General features: G+C 45.0%; 9 protein-coding genes. 3 read left to right on the forward strand and 6 right to left on the reverse strand.

The features are described from left to right. Window position 1: 1 nt before the first annotated feature. Window positions 2–2590: a leucine--tRNA ligase gene (gene leuS / locus EHQ17_RS11835; protein ID WP_135590852.1), complete on the forward strand. Its 2589-nt coding sequence runs from the start codon at window positions 2–4 to the stop codon at window positions 2588–2590. A gap of 243 nt (window positions 2591–2833) precedes the next feature. Here leuS and EHQ17_RS11840 read toward each other — a convergent pair whose 3' ends face one another. The 5 genes from EHQ17_RS11840 to EHQ17_RS11860 all read right to left on the reverse strand — a co-directional run bounded on the left by EHQ17_RS11840 (window position 2834) and on the right by EHQ17_RS11860 (window position 7747). After that, window positions 2834–3904, reverse strand: a complete 1071-nt coding sequence (locus EHQ17_RS11840; RefSeq protein ID WP_135590853.1) for an LIC10486 family protein — start codon at window positions 3902–3904, stop codon at window positions 2834–2836. 10 nt (window positions 3905–3914) lie between these two features. Then, window positions 3915–4640, reverse strand: coding sequence for a hypothetical protein (locus EHQ17_RS11845; RefSeq protein WP_135590854.1), 726 nt, complete (start codon window positions 4638–4640; stop codon window positions 3915–3917). 95 nt (window positions 4641–4735) lie between these two features. Next, on the reverse strand, window positions 4736–6085 hold the full coding sequence (gene thrC / locus EHQ17_RS11850) for a threonine synthase (protein WP_135736185.1): 1350 nt from the start codon (window positions 6083–6085) through the stop codon (window positions 4736–4738). A gap of 3 nt (window positions 6086–6088) precedes the next feature. Then, the gene (locus EHQ17_RS11855) at window positions 6089–7081 is read right to left on the reverse strand and encodes an SPFH domain-containing protein (protein ID WP_135594257.1); all 993 of its coding nucleotides are present in this window, start codon (window positions 7079–7081) and stop codon (window positions 6089–6091) included. An 87-nt stretch (window positions 7082–7168) separates the two neighbouring features. After that, window positions 7169–7747: an LIMLP_15305 family protein gene (locus tag EHQ17_RS11860; protein ID WP_135594259.1), complete on the reverse strand. Its 579-nt coding sequence runs from the start codon at window positions 7745–7747 to the stop codon at window positions 7169–7171. A gap of 235 nt (window positions 7748–7982) precedes the next feature. On the opposite strand from EHQ17_RS11860, the gene EHQ17_RS11865 reads away from it, so the two are divergent. Both EHQ17_RS11865 and EHQ17_RS11870 read left to right on the forward strand, forming a co-directional pair. Next, window positions 7983–9602 carry an LA_3751/LA_3752 family putative glycosyltransferase gene (locus EHQ17_RS11865; protein WP_135594261.1) on the forward strand — a complete coding sequence of 540 codons (1620 nt, stop codon included), beginning with the start codon at window positions 7983–7985 and terminating at the stop codon, window positions 9600–9602. Between the two features lie 194 nt (window positions 9603–9796). Then, entirely contained in the window at window positions 9797–11434 is a 1638-nt protein-coding gene (locus EHQ17_RS11870; RefSeq protein WP_135594263.1) for an LA_3751/LA_3752 family putative glycosyltransferase, read from the forward strand. Between the two features lie 63 nt (window positions 11435–11497). Here the strand turns inward: EHQ17_RS11870 and EHQ17_RS11875 are convergent, their stop codons facing one another. After that, the gene (locus EHQ17_RS11875; protein WP_135594265.1) at window positions 11498–12685 is read right to left on the reverse strand and encodes an acyltransferase family protein; all 1188 of its coding nucleotides are present in this window, start codon (window positions 12683–12685) and stop codon (window positions 11498–11500) included. Between the last annotated feature and the right edge of the window lie 118 nt (window positions 12686–12803).

Below are 12803 nucleotides of genomic sequence, written 5' to 3' on the forward strand. Positions count from 1 at the left end.
AATGCAATATCCCTTTCAGGAAGTAGAATCTTTTTGGCAAAAATTCTGGGAAGATAATCACAGCTTTCAGACGAACATCCGCTCTTCCAAACCCAAATTCTACTGCTTGGATATGTTTCCCTATCCGTCCGGCGCAGGACTTCACGTCGGTCATCCGGAAGGATACACTGCAACGGACATTCTCTCTCGCTTTAAGAGAATGAAAGGTTTTGAAGTTCTGCATCCCATGGGTTGGGATGCATTCGGACTTCCCGCAGAACGTTATGCAATGCAAACCGGAATTCATCCGGCAATCACTACGAAAAACAACATCGATAATTTCCGTCGTCAGGTCAAACTGATCGGTTTGTCGTACGACTGGTCCCGAGAACTTTCCACGACGGATCCTGAATATTATAAATTCACACAATGGATTTTCATTCAACTCTACCAATCCTGGTTCGATACGGAGCGGAAAAAAGCGGCGCCGATCCAGGACCTGATTGCTCGTTTCGCTACTGACGGTTCCCAAGGCCTGGATTACAGACAATTTAGCTCCGCAGAATGGAATTCCTATTCTCCTGCGGAACAGGAAAAGATTCTTTCCGATTTCAGATTGGTATATCAGGCCGAAATTCCGGTAAATTGGTGCGAAGCTCTGGGAACCGTTCTCGCCAACGAAGAAGTTGAGGAATGGGTAGAAAAAGGATACGAAGTCGTTCGTAAACCGATGCGTCAATATATGATGCGGATCACCGCGTACGCGGACCGTCTTTTGGAAGATCTTTCCTTGGTTCAATGGCCTACTTCCACTTTGGAAATGCAGAAAAACTGGATTGGAAAAAGCGAAGGATTGGAAATCAATTTTCCGCTGAAACAACCGATTTCCGATTTAGATGGAATTCGGATTTTTACCACGAGACCGGATACGATCTTCGGTGTGACGTATATGGTCGTGGCTCCGGAGCATCCGATCGTACCAAAGATCACCACCGCCGAACAAAAACAAAACGTGGAAGCGTATCAAAAATCCGCTTCTCTCAAAAGTGATTTGGATCGAATGGAGTTGAACAAGGACAAAACCGGAGTTTTTACCGGTGCGTATGCGATCAATCCCGCAAACCCTTTGCAGGAAATTCCGATTTGGATCAGCGACTACGTGTTATACGGATACGGAACCGGTGCGATCATGGCCGTTCCCGCACACGACCAACGCGACTTCGAATTCGCAAAGGCGTTCGATTTGAAAATCATTCCCGTGATCCAAGGAGAAATCGGAGACGCCGCTTTCGATTCCAAAACATCCGTTTGTATCAATTCCTCCTCGAAAGAAATTTCCATCGACGGGTTGGACTACGCATCCGCTTCCTCGAAGATCATACGCTGGGCGGAAGAAAAAAGTATCGGTAAAAAGAAAATTCAATTCAAATTGCGCGATTGGCTTTTCGCACGGCAAAGATATTGGGGCGAGCCGATTCCTTTGGTTCATTATCCTTCCGGAGTCACAAAGCCGATTTCCGAATCGGAGCTTCCTTTAGTGCTTCCGGATCTGGAAGAATTCAAACCTTCCGGAACGGGTGAATCCCCTCTCGCCCTCGCCAAAGACTGGCTGAAATATAAAGATCCTGAAACGGGAGAAATCGGAACGCGCGAAACCAACACGATGCCGCAATGGGCGGGATCGTGTTGGTATTATCTACGTTATATCGATCCTAAAAACGGAAAATTATTCTGTGATCCCGAGTTGGAAAAAAATTGGATGCCGGTCGATTTGTATGTGGGCGGTTCCGAACACGCCGTGCTTCACCTTCTTTATTCCCGTTTTTGGCACAAGTTCTTATACGATATCGGCGTCGTTTCGACCGCGGAACCGTTCGCCAAACTCGTGCACCAGGGTTTGATTCTCGGTGAGGACAAACGTAAGATGTCTAAGTCCTTAGGAAACGTAGTCAATCCGGACGACGTGATCCGAGAATACGGCGCCGACAGTTTACGTCTTTTCGAAATGTTTATGGGTCCGCTCGAAATGGTAAAACCTTGGAGTACGCGCGGTGTCGAAGGTGTATTCCGTTTTTTGAATCGGATTTGGAGACTTTTTCATGGAGGCGAAGGAGAATCGTTCCGTTTGGAGGAACTCGAGCCCACCGTCGAAGAATGGAAGGTTCTTCACAAAACGATTCAAAAAGTGAGCGATGACATTCCCAACTTTTCGTTCAATACTGCGATCTCACAGTTGATGATCTTTGTGAACGAATTCACTCCTTTGGAAAGACGGCCTAAAAAAATCTTGGAACCATTTATCCTTCTTGTCGCTCCGTTTGCACCTCATTTGGCCGAGGAACTCTGGAAACGCACCGGGAAAACCGAGTCCTTGACTTATGAACCGTTTCCCACGGCGGATCCGCAATATTTGGTCGAATCCGAAATTCTCATCGTGGTTCAGATCAACGGAAAACTGCGGGATGAATTCAAGGCTCCTAAGGACGTCTCTCAATCCGACGCGATCTCTATGGCGAAAAATTTGGATAAAATCCGGGGGATCCTGGAAGGCAAAACCGTCCGAAAGGAAATTTACGTTCCGGGTAAACTCGTCAACCTAGTCATTTCGTAGGTTGGTTCAATCGGAATTTTGTTTTCATTGAAATCCGTGTGAGTTCCCACACCGCTTCGTTTTACAAAGAAACGTTCCACCGAGAAAGCGCTAAATCCGTGTGAGTTCCCACACCGCTTCGTTTTACAAAGAAACATTCCACCGAGAAAGCGCTGAATCCGTGTGAGTTCCCACACCGCTTCGTTTTACAAAGAAACATTCCACCGAGAAAGCGCTGAATCCGTGTGAGTTCCCACACTTCCTTTATTTTAAGATTAAAAACACAAGCAAGCCGAGAACAACGACAACGCCGGCTACAATAATCATTCCCAAAGAACCGCCGCCCGCCTCCACTTTCGAAGGAGCGGCCGTAGCAGGAGCCGATTTACCTTTCAGCTTTGCGAGACGAACCGGCCGCTCTTCAAAGGCTTGAAGCAAAACCCCCGAAGGCCCCTTAGCAAAGATATGATATTCCCCTTTCCCGGCGGCGATCCCGATAAATTCACCCACGACATTCTTGGGATTTCCCGCGTCATCATAACCGCCCAAAGTCTTCGCCATAGCCTTTTCATCCATGGTGCCCATTGGAAGTTGAAACAAAAGTTTATCGCCTTCGTTGAGATCGTCGAAATCCACTCCACCGACCGGGGACAAAACCGTTTTCGCCTGCACGACCCTACCGAACGGCTTGCGAAATTGGTCGATTTGTCTTTGAACCGGAGTTTTCTCTTGAGTCTCTGGAATTTGTCCGAGTGAAGGTTCTTCGGCCGGGCGATTGACCGCAGGCAGAATTCCGGAAAAAACGTTCTTCGCGCGAAACTTCACGCTGGAAACGTATTCGACATCCGCTTGGATGCGAACTATATTCACTTTTAATGATGTTTTAATCTGATTTTCGAGAATATTGACGAGGCTCGACGCGTCGTTTCTTTCCCAGTTCGCGTAGGAGGATTCCAAAACCGCTTTCGTAAGTTTGGAATAAACGATTCTACCGATGCTGTCGGAAAGTCCCGGATCAAACGGTTCTGACTTGGCCGCTTCGACCATGTCCAAAGCGAACGCTGCGGAATCCTCGAAACTTCTAATCTTACGGATCAACGAAGAATTGGAAAATAAGGAGAAGATTTCGATTACGTCGTTTTTATATTTGCTGACCAGCGCCACCACTGCTCCGCTTCTGTTTTCTATATCGATACGGATTTTCAGCAAAAAAGCGTCCCTGATTTTTCCCTGAATCAACTCGACCGCTTGTTCTTCCGTAAGTACGGACTCAAGCGCAAGATTCATCATGTTCGCTTGTTCCTGAAGTTTATTGACTTGATTACTCGGTTCCATTCATCCTCGTCTACACATTAGCCGCAAGGTTTTGATCCTTGGCAAATTTCCATCTTCGCGGAATATAATCTTCACGCAACGGGATTTCGACTCTTGCTACAGTTTGAGAAATACCTTTTCTACTGTAAATCGTAAACAAGTGTCTGTCAAATCCACTCTGTGCAACTAGAATTTCCACCATCGTAATTCCGAGCCCAGCTCCTTCTGTCGAATCTCCGAACTTCATAAAAAACTCAAAGAGATTGTCGAAGTCCCTTGATATTCTGAATTTTTCCCGAACCCGTTTTTCTTCCTGATCCGTAAGCGGAAAATTGTTCAAAATCTTCAAAATGATCCGATGTTCATTGAAATAGAATGTCACTTTGATCGCAAGATCGTGTTCCTTCATTTTCTCTCTATAAAATGGGAACTTTTTATCGCTCAAACTGCTGTGAAACGACTCCATTCCTTTTTGATAATCTTCCGAAGACTCGATATCGAGTCTGGATTCCTTAAAAAGGATCCGTTTGATGGCGGCCTTTGTCGCATTAACGATCAATTCTTTCGAGGAAGTATAAAGTAATTCCGTCAAATCCAAACGATCGTAATGGGTCAAAATCGCCTGAATGATGTATTTCAGTTTTCTTTCGCCCTGGGGGGTTAGGACGTAGGTGATCAGCGAAACGGGGATTTCTCTAGAAATGGCGGAGTCAACTTCCATTCGAAAGTTTGCGGACAGATCGTCATAATCCCTCATGGATGAGAAATATGACGAAAAAGTTCTCCGTTTCGACGAAAAAAAAAGTCTTAAGAAAAAAAGTAATTAAAAAAGAGACGGAACTCGTTCAAAAATCATCCCAAATGTAACAAATTTCGAATTAGATCCATCACTTTACCGGGTTTCGGCTCTACCCGATGGATGGAATTGATCAATTTGGAATCGGCCCCGGGGATTTCTCCTCCATGGAATTTCAGTTTGAATTCAGTGAATTTGAGTCCGTGCGCAGTGGAAATGACTACGACACTTTGTCCTTTGGAGATCGTCCCTTTTTTTAAAAGTTTTTCCAAAGCAGCCAGAGCCACACCCGTATGAGGATCGTTGTATAAACCGAACAAATCCGCTCGAGAAGCGGCGTCCGCTAATTCGGATTCACTGGCTTGTTCCACGATTCCTTGAAACCGCTGTAACGTTTTGATCGCCTTTTGAATCGAAACCGGATTTCCGATCTGAATCGCGGACGCCAAAGTCGTCTTTGCGACCACGGGTTCGAAACTTTCGAAATTCTTTAGATAGGAAAGATACAAAGGATTGGCATGTTCCGCCTGAGCCAAAACGATCCGAGGAAGTTTATCGATCAAACCGAGAGACAACATCATTTCGAAACCGGCGCCGAGAGCGGAAACGTTTCCTAAATTTCCTCCGGGGATGACGATCCAATCCGGAACCTTCCATTCCAATTGTTGCGTGATTTCCACGGAAATCGTTTTTTGTCCTTCGATACGAAGCGAATTCATCGAGTTCGCCAGATAAATTCCGGCTTCACGCGTCACTTCCTTGACGATCTGCATACAACCGTCAAAGTCCGTGTCGAGCGCGATCACCTTCGCACCGTTCGATACGGGTTGAATCAATTGGGCTTGCGAAACCTTTCCCGCGGGAAGAAAAATAATCGCGGGAATTCCCGCTTTGGCCGCGTAGGAAGCGAGCGCTGCGGAAGTATCTCCGGAACTCGCACACGCAACCGCACGGATCGGAACTCCGGAAGCGATCATTTGTTTGACCTGGGACAAAAGCACCGTCATTCCCAGATCCTTGAAAGAACCAGTGTGGGAGATCCCACACTGTTTGACGTAAAAACTTCCGAGCCCCAAATCCTCCGTCAATCGATCCGAAGAAAACAGATGCGACAATCCCTCTCCGGAAGTTACGATATTCTTATCTTCGATATGGGGCAGAACCCATTCGCGTTTGTTCCAGATTCCGGAGCTGTTGGGGAACTTCACCGAACGAAAACGGGAATCGAAAAGATTCTTCCACTCTTCCCCGGAAATCGATTTCAAAGCGTTCAAGTCGTGGGAAACCTGAAGCAAACTTCCGCATTTCCTACATTCATAAACGACCTCGTTGAGATCGTATCGAGTTTTGCAGGAATCGTTGATACATTCGAATTCCGCTTTATATCGGGTAAGAGTGGAGACCATAGTTTAGATAGAATTCAAAATGTCCTTTTTTTTGGTATCAAATTCTTCCTGAGTGATCAACCCCCCGTCCAAAAGGGTTTTCAGTTTAGCCAATCTGCCCGCAGCGTCTTCTCCCGCAGGTTTTCCTCCGGGCTGATTTTGACCCATCATGTTGGCCATCATACCGGCCATGTTCATCCCCATTCCGAGTCCCATACCGGCACTCATACCTTCTCCTGCGGAACCGCCCGGATTGTTCGCGGCCGCTTCTCCGATATCCAACATTCTCTTTTGTTGATACATGTTTCCCATCGTATCGATCTCGAACTTGTCGGTGAGAATTTTCTGAATCTTCTGAAAGTTGGGATCGTTCTGATCGAAGTTGATCGACTGTACGAAAAAGTCCACGATCTCCAAACCGTACTTCTGAAAATCCGGCTGCGTTTTCGTTTTTCCCGAAGAGGAAACCTCTTCCAGATGTTGCGAAATCTGAGTGATCGGAACTCCGTTTTTTAATACGACTTCGGAGATGAAATCGCTGAGACGGGTCACCACCATCGGTTTCAGAAGTTTATCGACCCCGTCGTGGTTGAAACGTTGTTGTGTTCCCACAACTCCGTTTACGAAAGATTTGGAATCGATTACCTTAATATTATAATTTCCGAATGCTCTTAAACCGAGTGTGATATGATACTTGGGATCTTCGATTTGGATCGGAGCCGGAGTTCCCCAAGTCATATTGATCACGGCCTTGTTGACGAAGACTACCTCCGCTGTAAACGGAGTCTGACCTCCGAACGGAAGATTGACGAGTTTTTCCAGCACCGGAATATTTCCGGTCTTTAACGTATGTGTTCCCGGCCCGAAAACGTCCAAAGCCTTTCCTTCCTTAAAGAAGACCGCTTCTTGACTTTCGTTTACGACCAATTGTCCGAAATGACTGATGTCGTTTCTCGGATATTTCCAAACGATTTCGCCGGGTTGTCCTTCGTATTTGATTACGTCTATCAATGCCATGTTTTTATCCTTCGGTTGAATTCCCGTTTAGAACGGGTGTTGGATTTTATTTGAAATCATTCGAAACATAAGACCTAGTTTCGAATTTTAGAGTTTCGTAAACAGATCCTTGCGGGAACGGAACGCGTTTTCCAAACCGTCCAGTGAGGATCGCACCTCTCCGACCAGGTTTCGGATCTCCTCCACGGAGGATTCCGCGGAAGTTTTCAAAGAACGGATCTTTTCGCCGATCCCTTCCACTTCCTGGAAGAGGGAAAAATCGAATTCCGCAAGTCGCTCCAATTCCTCCGGAGTTCCTTTGAGTCCGCTTCCGAGACCGTTCCAACCGTAACCCGCAGCTTGAATCGCCTGCGTAAGTTTATCGATCAAAACCACCGCGATCTCGCTGCTTCCGATCAGATCCATCTTTCTCGCAGAGACAAAACCTTCCTCCATACGACGAAGCGGCTCTTTTAACGAAGCTACTTTGGAAGCGAGTTCCTTACGTAAAAGCGAATCCGTGTTCTGAAATTCGGAGCCTTTTAGGCCGCTCGAATACAAAGGCAGCTTTTCCATAAAGGCGCGTATTTTGCCTTTTTCGGATCGATAACGATCGATCAAAGTTTTCACGGGTGACTGTGAAAGAAATTGACCGATTGGATTTTGATCGGAAATCTCTTGTTGCATACTTCAAGTTTTACACGATTCGAACTCTGGATCAATGAAAAAATTTTTCGCAAAGTCGGGGCGCGGTATTAAAGCAAATTCGATTTTTAGGAATTTATGGAAAACAACGGGAAAGAAGAACATCGATTCTCTTCTATCCAAGTAAAAGAAAGCGAATTGACCGGATACGCGTACGGCGTATCCTGACTTCGTTGTACACATCGGGATAAATCCAAATCCTTCGGAACTAAGACAGATGACTTCAAAATTGAAACGTTATTGGAACACGTTCTTAACGGGCAAGTTCTCGCTTCCGTTGGCCGCTTTTCTGTTTCCCCTTTTCATTTATCTTTCGATCCCTCCTCGATATCTTCTCTCTGCGGATCATTACGAAAAATTCGTTTTAGGAAAATCGATTTTTGAAAGCGGCTTTCGATCCTTGGACGTATTTTATCCAGGCTACGATTTTGATCCGGAGCTTAGGTTCAGCTTATTGAAGATGTCCGTCGTAAACGGACACAAAATCATCGCGTTTCCCGTTTCACTGGGAATTTTATACGCGGCCGCGTTTCCGTTCGGAGGAGCGAACGCAATTTATTTCCTTTCCGCGTTTTTGATCGGTTCTTGTCTGTATCTTTTGGGTCGGGAATTTTCTATCCCTTCCGGTAGAATCCTACTCTTCTCGGCGGCCACGCCCATCGTAATGAACGGATATCTATTTATGGACGTCGGAGTCGCGCTTTTCCTGTTCGTCTCCGGCTCTATCCTTTATCGCAGATCTCGAAGGAAGGAATCCCTAAGTTTAACGTTAGTCGCAACACTGTTGTTTTCGCTCACATACTGGTTTCGACTCGAATATCTGATCTTTCTGGGTATTTATTGGTTTTACGAAACGGTGACATCTCTTTTTTCCGCTGGGAGAACCGAGGAAAGAAAAAAACTTTATTGGATCGGGACCGCGGCGCTCGTCCTGGGTTTTACGCTCTATTGCGCCTTTAACTATTCCTTCTTCCGTACCGTTTTGGGACCTCGATTCAACGCGAACTACGATTCATCGAGCGGATCCAATTTATTTAAGAATTTTATAAATTTATTATTTTATGGAAATCTAAAGTTAGGACTTTTCGGATACTCCCCGTTCCTTTTGATAGGCGCGGCCTTTTCCGTTTATTCGTTTTCCAAAATCTGGAAGAAACAGGACGTTTCCGAACGATCGTTGATTTCATCTTCCTTTTTAGGAATTGTGATCGCCGCAGCCACGGCCCCCAACGACGGAGGCGCGGAATTCGGGGCGAGATATCTGACTCCCGGAATTCCCGGATTACTTCTATGTGCTTCGCGGCTTTTAACCTTCGCCGAAGGCGGAAGAAAAACCGCAAAGATAGCCTTATATCTCATTTTAACGTTATCCGTAATACCGACATGGATATATTACAAAACCACCAAAGGTTTCGCGAAAAATTCTAAATCGGTTCAGGCTTTCATTTCGGAAGAACCTAAGGAAAATCTTTTGATCTTTCAGAACGGTTTAATCGGAGGAATGGCGGGCCCGGATTTATACTTTCAAGGAAGAGTCTATCAAGCCACGAACATCGACGAACTCGCGGACCTTTTGGAAAAATATTCGCGCGTAAAAATCGAAGACGGCCGCGCGAAACGAACCGTTCCTTTCGAATATTTCGCGTACGCGAAAGAATACACCGAAGGCATGAAGAATTTGGAATATGATCCGGGAGCCAAAGCGGGACTCGTCGAATACCTAAGTCGGTTCGATTCGGAAACGATTTCAAAACTACCCTCTTTCCGAATTACCGGAAAAAAAAGGATCGGATCGATCGAAATCCTATATGGAAACTACGAAACACTACGAAGATAAACGTTTCGATTCCACAAGTTCCGCGTTCCCTGAAAAAAATCCGGCTTTGAAAACGGAGCGCGGAGCGTAATAACCGAAAATCTTCCCTATCTTCGGTAATAACCTTCTTCATCGTTTCGTATGCGACGAACTTTTTCGGAGCCTCGGTCCGTTTTTGTTGGCGAAGTCTCGGAACCGCATCCGTATCACCGTCCATGCGGACGAAAGAAAGGGAGATCGACAAAGAAGAATCGATACTTCGTTTTAATGAATTCGTTAAACGAAATTATAAAATAAACGAAAAAGTTTCTCCTCGTTTCGTAGAAACTGTGAAACGGAACTGGGGATTGTTCTCTTCGTTTATGATTCTAGTTGCGGTTTCTCTATGGATCGACAGCGGAGAATTTTATATCGCGGATTCCGCCTTAAAGGCGATGCAAACCGAGTCTTTGATCGAGAACGGATTCGGAAGCGACGAAATACGTTACCCGGCTCAAAAATTGGATCCGCTCCGCGAAGCGTTTTTCCTACCCGGATTCGCGCAAAACGTAAATGGAAAATTCATCGGACAATATCCGATCGCGTTTTCGTTTTATTCCTCTCTGTTACGTGTCGCGGGTCTGGGTTGGAAGTTTATTCCGTTCGTAAATTCGTTGTTGTCCCTAATCGCGCTGTATCTACTTTCCCGCTCAGGAAGGATCGATCAAAAAACGGTCTTATTGGGATATAGTGGAACGATTTTATTGGCGTTGAATTCGGACTTCGGAGAATATCCCGTCTTTTTTCTGTTGAATACGGTCGGATTCGTATCTTGGCTTACGTATCGCGATACGAAACGTATTTCCTCGTTTTGTATCGCTTTGGCCGCGCTCACTACGGCGGTTTGGTTTCGGTTGGAATCCGTCTTATTTTTGACCGGATTAGCCCTGGCCGAATTGCCGATCCGTGCCGAAGAACGGAAAAAACTGACTCGAACACACAACGTATTTTTAATATCTCTATCGATTTCGCCTTTGATAATATTCTTTTTTTTGAATATAACGGAATACGGACATCCGTTCGGAGTAAGATATATTTTCAATTTCGGACGCGAAGAAATTTCGATTACTGAAAAAATCGTACGTTCTCTTTCGATCGTATTCGTCAACTTCGTGGAGGGAATTCCTAAGTTCGGATTTTTCTTTTACTCCCCTTTTTTGATTCTCCCGGTCGTCTATTATCTCTTTTTCGGAAAAAAACTCGATGAAAACGTAAAGTTCCTCTTGAAACTAGGAGGAATTTACTCCTTATCGGTCCTTCTTACGGCACCTAACGACGGTATAACGATTACGGGAAGATACTTGTTTTTATTGCTGCTTCCGCTCCTCGTATTATGGAGCGGCTGGAATCCGGGCAGCGCGGGGTTTTGGAAAAGTATTTCCGTCTTCTCGGTAGTGTTCGCGCTTTCCGCATCTGGAATCACGTTGAAGATTATGCGGCACGTTTCCAAACAGGAGAAATTTTTTCGGAATTCCTTCGCACAAAACGACACTTCGCTTTGGATCTTCACCGATCCGATTTTATGCGGACAGGCGGGAATCGATCATATCTCCCGTAAAATCCTCTGCATTCACCCCGATACCAACGTCGATAGAATCGTATCCAACATCGCGTCGGACGAATCCCTTGTTTCGGTTTCTCTTTTTTTTATGGACGAGAAGGAAACTCTCAAATTGGGGAATTCGTTTCCTTCTTTAAGCAGAAACAAATCGATCGAATTGGAAAGCGCATTGGAGAGCCGTTTCGGACAAGAAAACAAACGGACTCCCTTCAAAGGGTTTTACGCGGTAGAATATCATAAAATTCTAAAATAGAAAACACGGAATTCTCCCCGCGATCCTAAGTTTAAATAACGATACTTCCCCTCGGAAAGCGGATCAGTCTTTTTTCAATCTGTTCTTCCAATTGAGAAAAGGATATTCCACGACCATATAGGAGAAAAAAGCGAAAAGAAGAGCGTAAAAGAATCCGAACACCAGCGCCTTACCGAAAGCGCCCCAGGACACGGCTCGATCGGGACTTAAACCCAACTGTGTACTGACCACAAAAATCGCGACTATATGCCAGAGATACGTTCCGTAACTGATTCTTGCAAGAGGAGTAAAAATCCTGAGACTCAAAAACTTACCGATCCAGGAAAGATTGTGAATGCTGGCCGTCAAAATCATCGCGTAACCTAGATTGGAAAAATTAAAACGAAATACCGTGTAATAAACCGAAAACGAATACGGAACAAAACTGGCGATTGTAAGAAAGACGATTCCGGGAATTAGAAAAAACAACTCCCTGATCCGATCGTGTTTTTCAGGAATCAGATTCCAATTCTTATAAAGTTCGAAAGTCAAAATTCCCGCGACGATCGAATCGAAACGCGTATGCGCCGGTCTATGAAAAAGAAGATCGAAGGTATGATACGGTTGATCGCCGGCGTTCGATTGATAAACGAAGTAACGGATCAAAGCCGCGGAGGAATACAAAGCGGTTAAAAAGATCAACCTCGGTTTTTTCGAAAGTTTAAAAAGGATGAAATAACAGATCAAAGGAAAAACGAGATAAAACTGCTCTTCCAAAGACAGGGACCAAGTGTGAAAATGAGACGAGGTTTTATAGTTGGATATATACAATGCGTCGTATATCCAGCGATCGATGGTTTGTTTGTAGGAAGGAATCAAAGCCTGAATATTCGGATCAGGGGAAGCCTGGGCCAGTTTCAGATATAATTTATTGACGCCTAAAGTTAAAAAAACGAAAAAATAATACGCGGGAAAAATCCGCAGACTTCGATTGAGATAAAATTCCTTAAAACTAAGCGTTCCTGTTTTTTCCCAACCTCTATATAACACTCCGTAGATCAAAAAACCGCTCAAGATGAAAAAAAGATCCACGGAAGAGGTAAGATTGCTGATGAAGATATTGAGCGTCGCTTCCTCTTGAGGAAGTTGGTATCGAATGGGATCGGATAAATGAAAAACGAAGATACAGATCATCGAAATCGCGCGAAGACCGTTCAAGGAATCTTTTTCCCAGGTCCGCTTTTCGAAAATTGACAGGAACGCAGCTTTCATAACATCCTCGTAGACGCGCTTTTACGAAATAGTTCATGTAAAAAAAAACACGGGTATCTGTAAATCAATTTTGTTTTCTGATTGCTTCCAGTAAAAGACTGTACAATTTAGGAGTGCT

Origin of the sequence: Leptospira gomenensis, from assembly GCF_004770155.1 — a bacterium.
Classification (GTDB): Bacteria; Spirochaetota; Leptospiria; order Leptospirales; family Leptospiraceae; genus Leptospira; species Leptospira gomenensis.